This is a genomic window from Halobacillus amylolyticus, assembly GCF_022921115.1.
Classification (GTDB): Bacteria; Bacillota; Bacilli; order Bacillales; family Halobacillaceae; genus Halobacillus_A; species Halobacillus_A amylolyticus.
Map to the genome: position 1 here is coordinate 3,442,399 of NZ_CP095075.1, position 18,835 is coordinate 3,461,233.

18 protein-coding genes are annotated in these 18,835 nt (G+C 42.6%); 17 read left to right on the top strand and 1 reads right to left on the bottom strand.

Translation table 11 applies throughout. The features are described from left to right. Positions 1-152: 152 nt before the first annotated feature. The 3 genes from MUO15_RS17520 (at position 153) to MUO15_RS17530 (ending at position 3,671) form a co-directional block, all read left to right on the top strand. A complete protein-coding gene (locus MUO15_RS17520; RefSeq protein ID WP_245031324.1) occupies positions 153-1,481 on the top strand; it encodes a 2-hydroxycarboxylate transporter family protein in 1,329 nt (442 codons plus the stop codon). Positions 1,482-1,600: 119 nt separating this feature from the next. Continuing rightward, positions 1,601-2,752 carry a CaiB/BaiF CoA transferase family protein gene (locus MUO15_RS17525; RefSeq protein ID WP_245031325.1) on the top strand — a complete coding sequence of 384 codons (1,152 nt, stop codon included), beginning with the start codon at positions 1,601-1,603 and terminating at the stop codon, positions 2,750-2,752. A gap of 76 nt (positions 2,753-2,828) precedes the next feature. Next, the gene (locus MUO15_RS17530) at positions 2,829-3,671 is read left to right on the top strand and encodes an HpcH/HpaI aldolase/citrate lyase family protein (RefSeq protein ID WP_245031326.1); all 843 of its coding nucleotides are present in this window, start codon (positions 2,829-2,831) and stop codon (positions 3,669-3,671) included. A 156-nt stretch (positions 3,672-3,827) separates the two neighbouring features. Here MUO15_RS17530 and MUO15_RS17535 read toward each other — a convergent pair whose 3' ends face one another. Further along, positions 3,828-4,394 (bottom strand): glycerol-3-phosphate responsive antiterminator, encoded by a 567-nt coding sequence (locus MUO15_RS17535; protein WP_245031327.1) that lies wholly within the window; start codon positions 4,392-4,394, stop codon positions 3,828-3,830. Between the two features lie 304 nt (positions 4,395-4,698). Here MUO15_RS17535 and MUO15_RS17540 point away from each other — a divergent pair, with 304 nt between their 5' ends. The 14 genes from MUO15_RS17540 (at position 4,699) to MUO15_RS17605 (ending at position 18,754) form a co-directional block, all read left to right on the top strand. Next, positions 4,699-5,475: an SDR family oxidoreductase gene (locus MUO15_RS17540; RefSeq protein ID WP_245031328.1), complete on the top strand. Its 777-nt coding sequence runs from the start codon at positions 4,699-4,701 to the stop codon at positions 5,473-5,475. 43 nt (positions 5,476-5,518) lie between these two features. Next, the gene (locus tag MUO15_RS17545; RefSeq protein ID WP_245031329.1) at positions 5,519-6,967 is read left to right on the top strand and encodes an FGGY-family carbohydrate kinase; all 1,449 of its coding nucleotides are present in this window, start codon (positions 5,519-5,521) and stop codon (positions 6,965-6,967) included. Between the two features lie 48 nt (positions 6,968-7,015). After that, complete coding sequence (locus MUO15_RS17550) at positions 7,016-8,458, top strand: FAD-binding oxidoreductase (RefSeq protein WP_245031330.1); 1,443 nt, start codon at positions 7,016-7,018, stop codon at positions 8,456-8,458. A gap of 289 nt (positions 8,459-8,747) precedes the next feature. Further along, complete coding sequence (locus MUO15_RS17555) at positions 8,748-9,407, top strand: ABC transporter permease (protein ID WP_305853252.1); 660 nt, start codon at positions 8,748-8,750, stop codon at positions 9,405-9,407. Between the two features lie 27 nt (positions 9,408-9,434). After that, the gene (locus tag MUO15_RS17560; protein WP_245031331.1) at positions 9,435-10,406 is read left to right on the top strand and encodes an ABC transporter ATP-binding protein; all 972 of its coding nucleotides are present in this window, start codon (positions 9,435-9,437) and stop codon (positions 10,404-10,406) included. A gap of 14 nt (positions 10,407-10,420) precedes the next feature. After that, on the top strand, positions 10,421-11,173 hold the full coding sequence (locus MUO15_RS17565) for an ABC transporter permease (RefSeq protein WP_245031332.1): 753 nt from the start codon (positions 10,421-10,423) through the stop codon (positions 11,171-11,173). A gap of 22 nt (positions 11,174-11,195) precedes the next feature. Beyond that, a complete protein-coding gene (locus tag MUO15_RS17570) occupies positions 11,196-12,101 on the top strand; it encodes an ABC transporter substrate-binding protein (protein WP_245031333.1) in 906 nt (301 codons plus the stop codon). Positions 12,102-12,247: 146 nt separating this feature from the next. After that, positions 12,248-13,759, top strand: a complete 1,512-nt coding sequence (gene asnB, locus MUO15_RS17575; protein WP_245031334.1) for an asparagine synthase B — start codon at positions 12,248-12,250, stop codon at positions 13,757-13,759. Positions 13,760-14,277: 518 nt separating this feature from the next. Beyond that, complete coding sequence (locus tag MUO15_RS17580) at positions 14,278-14,829, top strand: DUF3231 family protein (protein ID WP_245031335.1); 552 nt, start codon at positions 14,278-14,280, stop codon at positions 14,827-14,829. A 713-nt stretch (positions 14,830-15,542) separates the two neighbouring features. Further along, positions 15,543-15,839 (top strand): hypothetical protein, encoded by a 297-nt coding sequence (locus tag MUO15_RS17585; protein ID WP_245031336.1) that lies wholly within the window; start codon positions 15,543-15,545, stop codon positions 15,837-15,839. Further along, a complete protein-coding gene (locus tag MUO15_RS17590) occupies positions 15,840-16,583 on the top strand; it encodes a DnaD domain-containing protein (RefSeq protein WP_245031337.1) in 744 nt (247 codons plus the stop codon). After that, positions 16,562-16,783 (top strand): replicative helicase loader/inhibitor, encoded by a 222-nt coding sequence (locus MUO15_RS17595; protein ID WP_245031338.1) that lies wholly within the window; start codon positions 16,562-16,564, stop codon positions 16,781-16,783. Before MUO15_RS17590 ends, MUO15_RS17595 begins: the two co-directional genes overlap by 22 nt. Before the next feature lie 99 nt (positions 16,784-16,882). Further along, positions 16,883-18,154: a replicative DNA helicase gene (dnaB, locus tag MUO15_RS17600; protein WP_245031339.1), complete on the top strand. Its 1,272-nt coding sequence runs from the start codon at positions 16,883-16,885 to the stop codon at positions 18,152-18,154. A 438-nt stretch (positions 18,155-18,592) separates the two neighbouring features. Further along, positions 18,593-18,754: an aspartyl-phosphate phosphatase Spo0E family protein gene (locus MUO15_RS17605; protein ID WP_245031340.1), complete on the top strand. Its 162-nt coding sequence runs from the start codon at positions 18,593-18,595 to the stop codon at positions 18,752-18,754. Positions 18,755-18,835: the final 81 nt, after the last annotated feature.

Sequence of the window (18,835 nt, forward strand, 5' to 3'; positions counted from 1 at the left end):
GCTGCTTTTTTTAATTACAATAACATCATTAGTTTCACAATGTGTGAATTTTTTGTGAATTTAACTATCATGTGAATTAGTAAATGAAAGCGTTTACTAATGTTTGAGAACTCATCTGTCATTTTATTACTAAACAAAAAGGAGTGGTCGAGATGTCACAAACAGCTCAAGAGCTGAACTATGACAATCAATCGAACGGACAAGTCACGGAATTTCAGAACAAGAAAAAAGGATTTACGATATTTGAAATTCCTGTTTTATGGTTCGCCATTTTTACCGCTATTACACTGATCAGCCTGTACACTGGGAATCTACCAGGCGGCATGATCGGCAGTTTGCTCGTGATGATTGTACTTGGAGAACTATTAGGTTGGATAGGGGACCATACACCAATCGTCAAAACATTTCTAGGTGGAGGAGCTATCATTGCCATCTTCGGAGCAGCGTTTATGGTGTATGCAGGTTTGCTGCCGGATTCTTCGGTGACAGCCATGACGACTTTCATGAAAGATGGCGGTTTCTTGAACTTTTATATTGCGGCCCTGATTACAGGGAGTATTCTTGGAATGAATAAAACCATTCTCATGAAAGTAGGTCTACGTTACTTTTTACCTATCATTGGTGCGGTTATCGGGGCTATGGCTATTGCTGGTCTATTAGGCTCTCTAGTTGGATTCTCTTTACGTGATGCCGTTCTTGTCATTACGATGCCGATCATGGGTGGAGGCATGGGAGCAGGTGCCGTTCCGATGAGTCAAATCTATTCAGAAATGATGGGAAATGATCCAAGCTATTATATTTCTATGCTTGTGCCTGCCCTTGCGCTTGGTAACGTTTTCGCGATTGTACTGGCAAGCATGCTCAACCTACTTGGGAAAAAGGTACCTTCTCTGACTGGGAATGGTCAGCTCGTTCACGGTTTTCAATACAAGGAAGAAAAGCCGACTTATGATATCCAAAAAATGGGGATCGGTTTACTGGCTGCTGTAGCATTCTTTGCAGTCGGAACACTGCTGGGAGACTTCATCCCGCTTCACCCTTATGCGTTGATGATTATTATTGTTGCCGTTGCGAAAATTGTTGATGTAATTCCACATAACGTGGTTGAAGGGGCGAGCCAATGGTATAAATTTGTGGCCAATAACTGGACACTTGCCTTGCTATTTGGAATTGGAATCGCTTATACCGATTTGAACACGGTCATTGAAGCCTTGACCTTGCAGTACATTTTGACTGTCTTCGGTGTTGTATTAGGCGCGATCATCGGAGCGGGTCTGCTTGGTAAACTTGTTGGTTTCTACCCGATTGAAGCGGCTATTACGGCTGGATTGTGTATGGCAAATATGGGAGGAACAGGGGATGTTGCCGTTCTTTCTGCGTCAAGAAGAATGGAACTGATGCCTTTCGCTCAGATTTCTTCTCGATTAGGCGGTGCGCTGATCTTATTATTAGCCGGGTTAATCATCCCGCTTTTTAACTAAGATTTATGGAATACGTTAAGAAAATATAGTTTAGGAGAACTAAATCATCTGCCTTATCCTGTGGCGGAAGATTTAGTTCTTTACAGTTAAGCCATTTACTAATTCGGAGGTTGATGTTCATGTTGCCATTAGAAGGAATCACAGTTGTATCGTTAGAACAAGCCGTAGCAGCACCATTTGCTACAAGGCAGCTAGCTGATTTAGGAGCTCGAGTCATTAAAGTAGAACGGCCAGAAGTAGGGGACTTCGCAAGACATTATGATGAAACAGTGCAAGGAATGTCGAGTCATTTCACATGGCTTAATCGATCAAAGGAGTCGCTTGCTCTTAATTTGAAGGAAGAGGAAAGTCAAAGGTTAATTATGACTATCCTTCAGGAGGCCGATATTTTCATCCATAACTTAGCACCTGGGGCTGTCGATCGTCTTGGCTTTGGGTCCAATGATCTTAAGGAAAAGTTTCCCCACCTGATTACGTGCAGCATTTCTGGATATGGGGAGGATGGTTCTTACCGAGACAAAAAGGCGTATGATCTGTTGATTCAGTGTGAAGCAGGAGCTGTGTCAGTTACAGGTACAGAAGATACGCCATCAAAAGCGGGTATTTCGATAGCCGACATTGCTGCAGGTATGTATGCCTACAGCGGAATATTGACGGCACTTATCGCTCGTTCTAAGTCAGGAAAAGGGACGCATTTGGAAATTTCAATGTTAGAGGCTTTAGGAGAATGGATGGGCTATCCCCTTTATTATGCTGGCTATGGAGGAGAAGAACCAAAAAGAACCGGAGCGAGCCACGCGACCATTTATCCATATGGACCTTTTAACACGGCTGAGGGTAAACCAGTATTCTTAGGCATACAGAATGATCGAGAATGGCAGCAGTTCTGTGAACGAGTGATTGAAAAGCCAGAACTTAAGGACGATCCACTTTTTCACACGAACGCAAGTCGCCTGAAAAACAAGGATACCCTGGCGCCAATTATAGCAAGAGTTTTTGACCAAATGTCAGCCGACAAACTAGTTGAAAAGCTGGATGCTGAAAGGATCGCCAATGCAAGGTTGAATACAATGAGGGAATTTATGGATCATCCGCAATTAAAGGCACGGAATCGTTGGAGAGAGGTAGAGACACCCACAGGCAAAATTAAGACCCTCGTCCCACCTGTAACTTCCTCAGATTTGGAAACCGTGATGAACCCGATCCCGCGTGTCGGAGAGCATACAGACCAGATTCGAAAGGAGTTTGCTCAAGGAGTGAAACTTAGCTGATATCGATCGGCGGTCACCAAAGAAGAATTCCTTTAAACGTCTCAGAATCTATTATATGAGGAAAGTGGTGCTGACTATGAAAAAACGTTCCTATCTCTTTGTGCCTGCAAATTCGAATAAACTGATAGAAAAGGGGCTCACTTCCGAAGCAGACGCTGTGATCTTTGATTTGGAAGACGCAGTAGCCCTTTCCGAGAAAAACGTCGCCCGTGCCAAACTTTTGCATCATTTAAAAACAGTTAGGTGCTCGTCCCGACCTTTTGTCAGAGTCAACAGTACGGAAAGCGAGTATTTTGAAGAAGATGTGCGTACTTTTGCCGCACTCGACAACATAGGAATAATGCTGCCAAAAGCAGAGACAAAAGAGGATATTGCAAGGCTTGAAACCCTGCTTGACCAGGAAGATGTCATGAATAAACCGATCCTCCCGCTTATTGAGACGGCTAAGGGAGTGTGGAATGCAGCTGAGATTGCCTCAGCATCCCTAAAAGTTGAGGCATTGGCGTTTGGTGCCGTTGATTTCTCTCTCGACACCAATATCACCCTTTCAGATTCAGGAGAGGAATTGCTGTATGCACGTTCTCAGCTAGTGATTGCTTCTCGTGTAGCAGGAATAGAGGCTCCAATTGACACGGTCTATACAAATTTCAAGAACTCTGAAGGGTTTTTGCACGAAGCAAGGCAAGTCAAGGGGTTAGGGTTTCAAGGGAAGCTACTGATTCATCCCTCCCAAATAGCTTTAGCAGGAGAGATTTTTACTCCGAAAGATGAGGAAGTCGAGAAAGCCAGGCGGGTTATAAATGCTTTTCGTGAAGCTGAAGAAAAAGGAATTGCAGCTATTGAAGTAGATGGTGAAATGGTAGATTACCCTGTTGTAAGGCAAGCAAGGAAGATCGTGAATTCGTTTAGCGGGGACTGATTTCGGCGTGGGTTACGGAAGTGTTTTACATGTGAAGGCAGCCAGACCGTTTTAGTGGTCTGGCCGCCTAATATACTCGCTATTCGTGGTGAAATATGGAGAGCCCGATTTAGAGGAACCCGTACTAAATGCGATTATAACTATGAATGACTACTATTACATATACCACACGTCGTTATTTGTGGACGAGATAGCAACGGCGCCGGCCTGTAATGCTGTCACAACGTCATCTTTTTCGCAAACGAGTCCACTGGCAATAATAGGGGTGTTGATTTTATCTTTTACCCAGCCAATGGCTTTAGACATTCCACCTGGAAGGATTTCAATAAAGTGGGGAGTGGAGTTAGCAATCTGCTTATCAATACTACGAAATGAAATAGAATCGACTAAGAAAAATCGGTGAATGGTGTAGAAGCCGTAATTCCTGGCAGCGCGGACCATTTGAGCTTTGGTGCTAATAATGCCATCGGCTTTTGTACTTTCTTTTAAAAATTGAAGGGAAACTTCTTTATTGGATGTACCCTCTAGTAGGTCTATATGGACAAATGCTAGCTTATTATGAGCTTTGACTTTATCGACTATGTTACCGACATTGATGATATCACTGTTTAAGATAAAAATGATATTGCAGTCTGTTTGGATCGCTTCCTCTAGCCCTTCTTTGTCTTTGACTGCGGCAATGATCGGATTTTCTTCTAGAGCTTGTTTGACATTTTCTCTCATAAAAATCCCCTTATCTTAATAGTCTTCCTAGGATATTATATAGTAGTTTCGGATGGAATAAAAATTATAAGGGTTTTCATAGATGGTGAGGCGCCTCTTGATGGGCAGGGAGTTTTGGTTGTCTGATGGTGTCGAAGAAAGGGGATTTATGGAGAGGGGGCGGTTGACAGTCTCAGGGGGGAACCATATACTAATAGGAGATTAAGTTACTAAGAGCCGAGAGAAAAGTAACTTCCCCTGGGGGAGGTGTGCTTTTCTCTCTTTTTTATGGAATTAAATATACGGGAGGGAGTGACAGGCAGGTATGAATATGACAGATTTTACGATGGATTTCTTTTCATTGAAAGGACAAACAGCCATCGTCACTGGCGGGAATTCAGGGCTTGGTCGAGCCTTCTCACTTGCTTTGGCGAAAGCAGGAGCAAATTTATTTATCCCAAGTCTTACGGAGGATGATGGAACGACGAGAGAATTAATCGAAAGTGAAGGCGTCCAAATGGAATTCCTGCAGGTGGATATCACTGAAGATGGAGTGGCTAAGCGAGTGATAGATGGCTGTATGGAGTCGATGGGTTCGATCGATATTGTAGTCAACAGTGCGGGTCTTAATAAAGTGGCCGCCTTTGAGGATTTCGGCAGGGAGAAATGGGATCCAATGATGCAGGTGAACTTGACCGCTGCCTTTGAGATTAGCCATGAAGCTGCGAAGCAGATGGTTCCTAAGCGTCGTGGGAAAATCATTAACGTTTGTTCGATGTTTTCCTTCCATGGAGGACAGGGTTCCCCAGCCTATGCGGCTAGCAAGCACGGTTTGGCTGGATTGACGAAAGCGTATTGCGATGAATTGGCGCCATACAATATTCAGGTAAATGGTATCGCACCCGGATATTATGCAACAGACCTTACTCGAGAGACGAGAAAAGATCCGAAGGCGAACGAAAAAGTATTAGAGCATACCCCCGCTAATCGATGGGGAGAGCCTGTGGACTTAATGGGGGCAACAGTATTCCTGGCTAGTCAAGCATCCGACTATGTAAATGGTCATATTTTGGCGGTGGACGGAGGCTATCTCGTTCGATAGAGGCGACCCCCGAATTTCAACGCAAAGGGAATGTGATATCGGAATGAATGATAAATATATTATCGGAGTAGATGGGGGATCACAAAGTACAAAGATAGTTATCTACGACCTAAAAGGAAACATTGTAAGTGAGGGAAGACAATCATTACAACCTACGAACTCACCTGAGCCTGGCATCGTGGAACATCCTGACGATGATCTGTGGGAGTCACTCGTGAAAGCAAGTCAAGAGGCGATGGCCAGCTTCCCTGGTAAAAAGGAAGAGATTATCGGAATGGGGCTTTGTACGATTCGGTTCTGCCGATGCTTGCTCAAGGAGGATGGGAGGCTTGCTTCCCCGGTTATGAGCTGGATGGATGAACGGGTATCTAAGCCTTATGAGCATACTCATTCTGAAGTTGCCTATGTTACGACATCATCTGGGTATATCACGCATCGGCTGACGGACCAGTTTAACGATACGGCTGCCAACTATCAGGGAATGTGGCCTATCAATACTGATACGTGGGACTGGAGTGAGAAAGACAGGGTCTTTGACAGTTACAACATTCCCCGTGACATGTTGTTCACACTTCAGCATCCAGGAACGGTCCTTGGTCATGTGACGAAAGAGGCGGCAGAGGCCACTGGTGTTCCCGCGGACATTCCGGTCGTTGCGACAGCAAATGACAAGGCAGTCGAAGCGTTAGGAGCTGGCATGTTAGCTGAAGACACCGCCCTTGTTTCGCTAGGCACGTACATCGCTGGGATGGTACATGGTCATGTGAACCCAAAGAATACGACACATTTTTGGACTAATTTTGCTGCCATCCCTAATGAATATCTCCACGAAAGTAATGGGATTCGTCGTGGCATGTGGACCGTGAGCTGGTTTAAGGAGCTGTTCGGTGAAGAATTAACTGAAAAAGCTGAGGAACTCAACATATCTCCAGAAGAAATTTTAAATAAAGAAGCGTCCGAAACTGTTCCCACTGGTAGCGATGGGTTGATGACAGTTCTCGATTGGCTTTCTCCAGCGGACGAGCCATTTAAAAAAGGGATGATGATCGGCTTTGATGGGCGGCATACGAGAGCCCATATGTATCACTCCATTTTGGAGGCCATTGCCTTGACGATGAAAACGAATGTAGATGTGATGTGTAAGGAGCTGGACAGGGAACTGAAAAAGATTGTCATTACAGGTGGAGGCTCAAACGGAGATTTGATGATGCAGATCTTTGCGAATGTGTTTGGCGTCCCGGCGACACGAAACGTCGTCAACGGTTCTGCCAGCTTAGGTTCAGCAATCAGTGCAGCTGTTGCTCTTGATGTCTATTCCACTTATGAGGAAGCGATTAAACAAATGGTAGAGGTGAGGGATATTTTCTCTCCTGAGCAGGACAAGCATGTCTTTTACAATCGACTAAACCGAGAAGTCTACCAACAGATTACTGCACACACGGATGGCATTTTGAAAAAAGCGTATAACCTATTTCATGAAGATGTTTATTAAAAGACGTGTATTCATAAAACCTAATTTTCTACCAAAGGAGTGTTTTAAATGGGATTAACAAAACAAAAAATTGTAAGCGATATAGCAGCGTTCGTGCCTAAGGAACAAATCATCACAGATGAAGAAGTCCTAAAAGAAAATAGCGTTGACCGCTTCAGGAAGTATGAGACCATTCATGGTGTTTATACTCAGCCGCTTCCTGCAGCAGTGGTGAAGGTGAAAAGTGCCGAAGAAATATCTCAGATCCTCCAGTATATGAATGAGAACAAGATCAATGCCGTACCAAGAACAGGCGGTTCCGCTACAGAAGGTGGTCTGGAGACCGCGGTTGAGAACTCATTAGTTATTGATGGATCTGCCATGAATGACATCGTAAGCATTGATCCTTACAACATGCTTGCAACTGTAAAATGCGGTGTACCTTTGGAAGAACTGGAAGAGCAATTAAGAGAAAAAGGATTAACGACAGGGCACTCCCCGCAATCCAAGCCGCTGGCCCAAATGGGTGGGTTAGTAGCGACACGAAGCATCGGTCAGCTTTCTACGCTATACGGTGGAATTGAAGATATGGTTGTTGGGATCGAAGCCGTCTTCCCGAATGGTGAAATCACTAAAATTAAAAACATTCCGAGACGGGCAGCCGGGCCGGATATCCGCCACGTTATTATCGGAAACGAAGGGGCTCTTTGCTACATTACAGAAGTGACGGTGAAAGTTTTTCAATATAAGCCTGAAAACAATCTGTATTATGGCTACGTTCTAGACCATATGAAAACAGGATTTGAAATTCTACGTGAGGTGATGGTGCAAGGCTATCGCCCGTCCGTTGCACGCTTATACGATCCTGAGGATGCGAAAGACCATTTTGACTTTTCAAAAGGGAAATGTGTACTTATTTTCATGGCGGAAGGTCCAAAACCAATTGCAGAGGCTACCGGACAGGCGATTGAAGACATCGTGGCTCAATACGGCGAAAGTGAACGTGTTGAGAGCCGCCTGATCCAGGAATGGTTTGAAAACTTAAATTGGGACCCCTCTAAAGTTTTTGAAGAAAGAAAAGAAATCAAGGAAACTAACAACATCGGCTTTACAACTGAAGTGTCAGGTTCATGGGGAGTGATCCATGATATTTATGAGCGCTGCACCAAACGAATTCGTGAGGAAATCCCTCATATTACGATGCTCGGAGGCCACTCTTCTCACAGCTACATGAATGGGACCAACATGTATTTCGTGTATTACTATGATCTGATAGATATCAAACCTGAAGAAGAAATTACAAAGTACCACTATCCAATCAACAAGATCATCGTAGAAGAGACAATTAAAGCTGGAGGATCAATGGTTCACCACCACGGGGTCGGAAAGCACAGAACACCATGGATTAAAGATGAGTATGGGTCTTCCTACTATATCTTGGAAACTTTGAAGAGAGCCTTCGATCCGAATGGGATTATGAACAAGGGAACAATATTTCCGAAAGAAGACTGATCTAGGTTTTTTCTCCTCACGAACTTTACCGTTTTGTCTGAGGGGATCTAAATCATCGAGGAAAGTATAAATAGTGATGGAAGCAGGGTTTATGGATTTCTAATGATTCTGATGCCAAATAACTAGGCCAGTAAGCTTAGAAGTATAAAATAAGCGGTATGCAGTCGATTGCTTTCTGTACGTTCATTTTAAGCACATACCCCTTCCTTGCTGTTTTTATTTCTTTAACGTATCATTAAATTATGTCGTAAAATGGCGAATAGAATGAATAATTAGGACCAAGGAGGTGTTGACTATCATTAGTGAGTTAATTCAATACATTCAAGATAACTTTGACCAAGTACTTACACATACACTTGAACATGCTCAGTTAGTCGGAGTAGCCATCGTTATTGCCATATTAATTGGCGTTCCACTAGGAATCTATTTGACGACAAACGAAGAGCTGGCGGAAACTGTCTTACAAATTGCTTCCATATTCCTGACAATTCCGAGTATAGCATTGTTCGGTATTATGATCCCCATATTATCTCTAATCGGTCAGGGTATCGGCTTTCTTCCAGCTGTTATTGCCCTGGTTCTCTACTCACAATTACCCATTATTCGTAACACGTACACCGCTATCAATAATGTCGACCCCGATATACGGGATGCAGCGAAGGGCATTGGTATGACGACCTTCCAGCGTCTGACCAAGGTGGAAATACCAAATGGTTTGCCTTTGATTATGGCTGGTGTTCGTACGGCCACCGTATTAAATATTGGAATCGGTGCCATTGCTGCCTTTATAGGCTCTGGGGGTCTCGGGGTATTAATTAATTCCGGTATCAGCCGCGGAAATAATACTATGATTCTAGTAGGAGCCATTGTGGTCTCGTTATTAGCTATTATCGCTGACTTTGTACTGAAAATGATTCAGAAAAAATTCACTCCTAAAAGTGTTCAATAAGAGAAAAGAAAGAGAGAGGTGACCTAGATGATCGAATTTGACCACGTAACTAAAACTTACAATGGCGATGTTAAGGCCATTAATGATATCAGCATGACAGTAAACGATGGGGAATTTGCTATTCTCCTTGGTCCTTCTGGCTGTGGAAAGACAACAATGCTTCGGATGGTGAATCTTCTAGAATCCATCACAGAAGGAAATATCAGTATCCAAGGTAAAAATGTAAAAGACTTAAATAAAATCGAGGTTCGCCGCAATATTGGCTATGTCATTCAAAGCAATGGCCTTTTTCCCAATATGACGATTGAAGATAATATCATGATTGTTCCAAGCTTATTTGGTTGGGACCGAAAAAAACAACGTGATCGCTATAACTATTTGATGGACTTAGTCGGTATGAATCCAGATGATTTTCGTAAACGCTATCCCCATGAGTTATCAGGGGGGCAGCAACAACGTGTCGGTGTGGCTCGCGCAATGGCTGCCGATCCTCCCGTGATGTTGATGGACGAACCATTTGGTGCGCTGGATCCGATTATCCGAAACCGTATCCAGGATGAATTCCTTTCAATCCAAAAAGAGGTCAAAAAAACGATTCTGTTTGTCAGTCACGATATCGATGAGGCTGTAAAAATGGGCGATAAAATTGCCTTGTTGCGTGATGGAGAAATCATGCAATATGACTCCCCTGCCGAGATTCTCAATCATCCGAAAAATGAATTTGTTTCCGAGTTTGTCGGACAAGATCGTGTTTTAAAAAGCATGAGCCTTTATACGGTAAATGATCTTGTGAATGCTTTTGATTTAGAGGGAGACATAGAAGACATTGTGAACACTAAAACCGTTCATGTGGATACATCGTTACGTAACACCATATCCATGCTGTTAAACCAGGAAGCTGACCAGGTCGTCATTATCGACAACAATGGCGCGAGGCTTGGTAGTGTCACATTAGGCTTGATTGAGAAGTTTTTGCATAAAGAAGTTAAAGGCAAGTGAATGGAGGGATGAACATGAATTCAAAGAAAATCATAGCTGTTGCTGTTAAGCTGTTTTTCTGGTTACTCCTCATTGCCTTTTTCTGGTGGTCTTTTACCAATGATATGTTTTCGAGAATATCAGAGGAACCCGTCCAATTCTTTAACTTGTTAAGAGATCATCTGACATTAGTCGGAATTTCAGCTGGCATTGCCATTTTAACATCAGTTCCGCTTGGCATATTGATTACGCGAGCGTCGCTAAGAAAATCTGAATGGCTGGTCGTCAACATCGCAAACCTTGGTCAAACGATTCCTAGTCTGGCAATTCTGGCATTAGCCATGGGCTTTTTAGGAATTGGTTTGAAAGCTGCTATTGTAGCTCTATATATTTATTCATTATTGCCTATATTGCAAAACACCGTTGCGGGATTAGACTCAGTTAACCCGGAAACGAAAGATGCGGCTAAAGGTATGGGACTGACTCCATTACAAATCCTGTTCAAGGTAGAACTTCCGTCTGCGGCCTACTCCATTATCGCTGGTATTCGTACAGCCGTTGTATTAAATATCGGCACGGCAGCCCTTGCTTATTTAATCGGTGGTGGAGGGCTTGGTGTTTGGATCTTTACCGGAATTCAATTGTTCGATAACTCTTATCTGATTTCTGGAGCTGTTCCTGTGACACTCCTTGCGATCGGTGTGGACTTTCTATTCCGTGGAATTCAGTACCTTTTAGTGCCGAAAGGATTGAGGCTGGCACAACAGGCAGCTATTGAATCAGTTTAAAAAATTACAGGAGGTTTTTTTAATGAAAAAAATTATCAGTTTAATTGCCACTATTATGATATCTACTCTTCTTCTCAGCGCATGCTCAGGTGGGGATGACAGTAAAGAAGTGACAGTCGGTGCAAAGAACTTTACAGAACAATTTTTGCTGGCAAAAATGACCGAACTTGTTCTTGAAGAAAACGGCTATACTGTAGATATGAAGGATAACCTTGGCTCCTCAGCTTTACGTAAGGCCCTTGAAAATGGACAAGTAGATATTACTTGGGATTATACAGGAACAGGACTCGTGACCTATAATGGTGAAGAACCGATTGCAAACAAACAAGAGGCTTTTGAAACAATAAAGGAGATTGATAAAGAAAACGGCATCACTTGGACGAACATTTCTGATATTAACAACACGTACACTCTCGTGATGCGTCAAGAACAGGCGGATAAGCTTGGAATTGAAACGATCAGCGATCTAGCCGAATATGTAAATAGTCATCCAGGTGAATTAAAAATGGCGACAGATGCGGAGTTTGCTAACCGCGCAGATGGTCTTCCTGGTGTCCTTGAAACGTATGGCTTCGAATTTGGCAAAGATCAAGTTGTTTCGATGACCTATGGTTTGAATTATGAAGCTTTGAACAACGAAGAAGTAGATGTTGCTGTTGGCTTTTCGACAGACAGCCGAATTCGCGAATTTAATTTGGTTAGTTTGAAAGATGATAAAGAATTCTTCCCATCCTACAATGCAGCTATGTCTATGACGACAGAAGTTTATGAAAAGTATCCTGAAATTGAAGAGATTTTCAAACCTTTATCGGAGGCACTGGATAGTCAAACGATGATTGAACTGAACTACCAGGTGGATGTGGAAGAACGCAGCGTAACAGATGTTGCAGAGGAATACCTTATAAATAACGGATTCCTAGAAGAATAAAAAGAGGTAGTGCCGGTTATCTATGATAACTGGCATTATTTTTACTTAGTGTTCAGGTTTGACCCGAGCGCATTATGGTACATGAAAAGATTCAAGGGAAACAAAACAATAGGAAAACAATAAATCAATCTTTGAGGTGAACAATAATGTGCGGCATTTATGCCATGACAGGAAAAACAACAGAAAAAACTATGAATCAAATATTGGAGAGCATGCACCATCGAGGTCCAGATGAAGGCAAGGCGATCTCACTCAAGAATTTCCACCTAGGCCAACGTCGACTCTCTATCATCGGTCTCGAAGACGGTATTCAACCGATTGGAAGCAAAGATGATGACAAGTGGATTGTCTGTAACGGGGAAATTTATAATTATCTCTCTTTAAAGGAAGAGCTTTCTAGAACAACCAGCTTCTTGACTGCATCTGACAGCGAAGTTGCTTTGAAGATGTATGAACAGAAAGGGCCTGAAGGTGTTCGGGATTTAGATGGAATGTTTGCTTTTTTCATTGCCGATCAAAAGAATAACACCTTCATGGCTGCTCGCGATACACTTGGAATTAAGCCACTTTATTATGGGAAAGACGAAGAAGGAAACCTTGCTTTCTCTTCTGAACTTAAGACCTTGTACTTAGTTACAGAGAAAGTACACGAATTTCCACCAGGCTATTATTATACACCAGAAGACGGATTTGTTTGTTACCGTAAAATTAAAACTCCCCATGAAAGTGAGGTGTTTAATTCCACAAACGAAAAGGCGATCATGGCTGGGATTGAACGTGATCTCAAGAGGTCTGTGGATAAACGCTTGCTAGCTGACGTAGAGGTAGGTGTGCTGTTAAGTGGTGGTCTTGATTCTAGCTTGATTGCTGCATTGGCGGCAAAATTAGAAAAAGGCAATGCCCCTGTAAAGTCATTTTGTGTGGGAGCAGAAGGAAGCGAAGATATCGTCCGTGCGAGAGAAGTAGCTCAAGCCATTGGAAGCGAGCACTATGAATATATTTATAGTAAAGCGGAACTCATTGAAGTACTTCCTGAAGTTATTTATAACCTTGAATCGTTTGAGCCATCGCTGGTGCGAAGTGCGCTGCCAAATTACTTCGTCTCTCGTCTTGCTGCTCAGCATGTGAAGGTAATTTTATCTGGGGAAGGAGCTGATGAGCTATTCGCTGGGTATGATTACATGAAGGATTTCTCGGATACCAAGCAGCTGAACAGCGAAATCATTCGCGTTATTAACACCTTACATAACATTAACTTACAACGGGCTGACCGGATGAGTATGGCCCATTCCCTTGAGTTACGGGTGCCGTTTCTCGATCTTGAATTAATTGATTTCGCACTCAAGATACCTGCAGATCTTAAACTTCATAATAAGAAAACGATGGAAAAAAACATTCTTCGCAATTCTTTTAACAACGTGCTTCCTGAACATATTCTCTGGCGGAAGAAAGAAGAATTTTCCGCAGGAAGCGGTGCATTAGACATTCTTGATGCCTATGCTGAGGAAACCATTTCAGATAAAGCATGGAAAAAACTTGATGCAGAGGCACCCATTCGTATGCGTAGCAAACAGGAATGCCTTTATTTTCAAATATTTAAAGAACAATTTCCTTATTCTACAGCTATTAACACTGTAGGCCGCTGGGCAACATCCTAATCAAGACGCTTCTAAGATTTATCGGGAAACTCTTAAAATTATATTACGTTCTTAGGGGTACTGATCGAAGTGCGAATTTCCCTACTATTGCAAATCACATTTGTATTTTTTGTTTACTCCCTGTGCTAACAGATTAACTCCTTACTAAAGGAGAAGGAATATGTTAATAGGTTCGAATAAAGTTTTATAAATGAGTCCCACCTCCTTTAAAAAGAGGTGGGATTTGACTAGTGATTCTTTCTCCACTTTGTACCTCTACCTAACCCAGTTTACTCAATAAAACCTTTTTCTCTTAACACTGTAAGTACTCGGTTGATCATCAATTAACCAACACCAGGACAGGCTTTGCGAATCTTCTCTTCTTAAAATCAGTGTACTTCTTAATCCTAGCTTGTTTATTCTCTTCCCTGTCTGAACTAATCTGACTCTAGGTTCTAATTCCATAGGACATATTCTTGAATAAATTGGAGGTATTTTACAGATGATATAAGAACAATACCATGGAAAGAGGCGAAAAGATGACCAGAGCAATCGAAGCAATTACGAGCGTGGTAAGAAGTTTGGTTGACGACGAACCAAAACCGCCCTTGCATGTCGGGGAAGTCATGGCGTTATGGACAGCTCTAGCTTCATTTCAAGAAGCCCATTATTTATATGAAGCGGGACTAAATACCACTCAGGATCCAGATTTAAAGCAAGCTGTTCAAGGGGCATTGGATGCCTCCAAAAAAGATTCGAAAATGATTAAGGATTTCCTGAAAAAAGAGGGTGTGCCGTTGCCGGCGGTAAGTGAAGAAAAGCCGAAATCCAACCCTAATGATATTCCTCCTGGGGTGAAAATGACTGATAGTGAGTTGGCGAACACCATTTCTATTAAGCTTGCTGCTGTTATTTCTTTTTGTGGCACATCTATCGCTCAATGTATTCGGAGTGATGTGGGAATTATGTTTCTTGAAGTTCAAGCGGAGGTTTTAAAGCTGAATGCAACTTTTAAGGAACAGATGAAGAAGAAGGGGTGGCTTAAAATACCACCGTATTATTATCCTTCAGGGAGACCAGACCAGAGTTAGTTCAAAATTAGGGGGACGTCAATAGCGTATTTACGTTCCTCCCCGTGTGTAAAAGTTTCACCTTATGGGAGCACAGCACAGCATTCACAGACTAAATGCATGTGTTGCTACTCATCAATAAAGACGATTTGATATGAACAAGTCAAATCGTCTTTCACGCGAATGGTAGTACATAAGCTATAGGATGAGAGTCCTGACCGAAACGTATGTGAATCTATTATTCTATTCTTTCGTTGCCTTATTCGCCTTGCTTAATGAACTTCCTTACTTCACGCTCACCTTAATTTGTAAATACGCAAAAACTCCCCAAATACGAAAACACCTTAATAAATCGTGGATATATTTTTAGAATAGTCATCTTTTGAATTACGGCGTTTGAACAGAGTGTTCTTCGATTAACTTTAAAAGCTGTACTTTCCATTGGCATTTGATTGTCTAGTTTAATCGGTACCTGGACCCAACTATCTTAGCGTAGCAGGGTTCAGTATTTTATTCGTGTATCCAACTTGGTGTCGTAATCAATGTGATCGATTCTGTTAATGCCTGCTACCCGCTTCATATGGGGAGAGTGGGTATTTTTTATGTGGATAAAAAAAAACGAGATTGTTTGACACCTGGATCAATTACCGAACGATTATAGAACATGAAGGGGGTTATTTTTCAAGACAATTTGGAAAAGAAGCCTACATCAAATTTCTAAGGAGGAATTTTATATGGACTATGTCAAGGAAATTCATGCATTCTATGATCAGATTGAGGTGAATCCAGTTTCTGCTTCGGCGGTGGTGTTGTGGCACGCGATGATGAACTTCAATGCTAAAGCGGGTTGGAAGAAAGAATTTAAGGTGGGCGGCCCAGCATTATGTGTTAAGTCCAGGTTGGGGGAAACTACGTTCAAACGGGCACGTCAAGAACTGAAAGGAAAAGGGTACATTATTCACAAATCAGGGAAGCCAAAAGAGATGCCAACGTACATGATGATCTCATTGCAAAGAAAGGGGGTTAATTAAATGAATTATCTCAAGGAAACTATTGCGTTCTATGATCAAGTTGATCTGAAACAGCTCTCGTCATCAGCTGTTGCCTTGTGGGGCAGTCTTATGTATATCAACAATAAGACGGGTTGGAAAAAAGAATTTACCGCACCTGCCTCGGTGTTACGGGCGAAATCTGGACTGAGAGATAGTTCCTTCAAACTTGCACGAAAAGAATTGGATCAGAAGGGATTTATACGTTACAAATCAGGAAACTGGAATCACGCTCCCGGTTATCAAATGATCTCAATAAAATCGATGATCGACCACGAAACCAACTACCCTGCTAACTACTCTACTGACGAGTTACCTGACCACCTAGGTGACCAGCTTACTAGCCCATTATTTAAACAAAACAAAAAGAAACAAAAAGAAGTAGTGGCAGGTGAACGGAGTCCACATACTTTTTATGAACAAAATATGAGCATGCTGACGCCATTTATTGCTGAGAAGATTACCCAGTGGTGTGAAGAGATGTCGGATGAGCTTGTTATCGAGGCGATGAAAATGGCTATCGGCCAGAATAAGTTGTTTTTCCAGTACAGCGAAGGGATTTTAAAGCAGTGGAGAAAAAAGGGAGTACGGACGTTGCAAGCGGCAAAGTCAATGAAGCGGGAAGCGGGACAAAAACAAAAGCACTCACCCCAACACTCGAAAACGCACGCTATTTTGGACAAATTACTTGAGGAGGACGATCTATGGATAGACGTGAAGCCGTAGAAGTGTTGAAAACAATCAGTGAACTGTACCCGACCAAGTTTGAGATGACGGAACGTAAGGCGCGTGTATTAGTTCCCGAGCTTCTGAAAATGGATTATTCAGCTGTGATGAGCAGACTCGCCAACTATGCGATAGGCCATCCTTTTCCACCAACGATTTCTGAAATCGCCGTATATCCCCGGAAGAAAATGAGTATTTGACTAAAGTATGTAAGTGGGAAGAGGAATCTGCAAGTGTGCCAGAGGAAACGAAACGTCGTTTTCGTGTGAGGCTTAATCAGCTAGTGAAGGAGATGTCCTGTGATTCATAATCGTGAGGCTGAGCAGGCCGTGCTTGGAGCTATTCTTTTCGAGGGTACACTGATGAAGGACGTGTTTCTGCTGGCTGAGCATTTTGAAAGTCCAGACCATCAGACCCTTTTCCAAGCGATCAAAAAAGTTTACGAGAGTGACCAACCGATTACGATCGTATCCGTAACGACAGAATTAGGCGATCTTGTGGGGAGAATCGGGAGCGTTAGTTACCTGCTTTCACTGGCTGATTCCGTTCCGACAACAATGACGATTAAGCAAGATCAACGGATGGTACTGGATGCCTATCGAAATCGCAAAACGAGAGAAATGGCACTGGAGTACGCTGAAAAGCCATGCGATGAAGCATTGGATGAGCTCGTGGGTCAATTGGAGGGTTTGCGCGGTGTTAGAGTGGAGCAGAGCCTGCCGTCAACGTACGATCACTTGATCGAAATTGCCAATGAGATGGCTGATCCTCCCGAAAACGGCCAAACCGGTTTTTCGACGGGCTACATAGAATTCGATCAAATGACAGGCGGAATGCAGCGAGGAGATTTAATCATTGTGGCCGCACGTCCTTCGATGGGAAAAACAGCCTTTGCCCTGAACATGGCATCACATCATTGCAAGCAGGGAGGGTCAGTCCAATTGTTTAGCTTAGAAATGGGCACCAAGTCGCTTTTGAGGCGGATGATATCGATGGAAGCGGAAATTGATGGGCAAAAGTGGCGGTCAATGAATTTCTCGGTTGACGATTATAACAAGGCTATGACAGCCATTGGAGAGATCGCCCACTGGTCACTGAATATCTATGAACAGGAGCACACAGTTCATGACATCCGAACAAAAGTACGGCAAGTGATGCAGGAAGACCAGGGACGTAACCAAATGGTGATCATTGATTACTTGCAGCTCATGACAGCGAAGGGGCGTTATGAACGTCGCGATTTAGAAGTCGGGGCGATGACGAGAGAGCTAAAGCTTCTTTCCCGGGAATTGGACGTGCCGATCATCCTATTATCCCAGTTATCAAGAGGTGTTGAGCAGCGACAGGACAAGCGTCCGCTCATGTCTGATTTGAGAGAATCGGGGAATATTGAGCAGGATGCTGATGTGATTGGTTTTTTGTATCGGGATGATTATTATAATAAGAATTCGGAGGAGCGGGGGCGGGTTGAGGTTTTGTTAAGGAAGCAGCGGAATGGGCCAGTTGGGAGCATCAAACTGAAGTTCTTGAAGGAGTATGGGAAGTTTGTGGGTGGGGTAGTAAAAATATAACCTTATAGTTTTTCCTGCTTTAATAAAGCAAGCAATATGAACCTGGTCTAAACTAAAGCCAGCCGACGAGTTGAATGAATTGATTAAATCGGTTAGATCGGTATCATTAAGATCATGAATATAGAATAATATTAAACTTTTTTATAAATAAAGGAAAAATAGTGATCCATATTCTGCTGGTTTTCGATAGCTTAGTAAGGAAATAGTATGAAATCAGATTGTTTTAATAGTTCCAATGAATTAGCTGGGAGTATAGTAAAATCAGACTGAAGAATCGCTGTTTTCTTACCTAATCTAAAAGACGGTTATATTCAATGACAAAAGGCTTTATTGAACGAAGGATGTTCGATTTGCTGCCCGTATTGAACGTATGGATTGACATTCAGGATGTCTTCAAATTTTAACAACTATGAATAAGTTAAATTGGGAGGGAGACCTGTGGAAAATGAACTCCAAAAGGAAATCGAACACCTAAGGGAAGAATTATATGACCTGTATACAGTTCATAAAACGATGGCTCATCCTCAAGTGATTTGTCTGAGCCAATTATTAGATGAAAAAATAAGCACCTATCAAAAAATGAACGTTACGTGTTCCTAGAATATTTTTTACAAGTCTCAAAGGAACGATTATAAGGCAATAAATAACGCAGATTAAAAGGGTTTTGTTTCGAATGGGAGA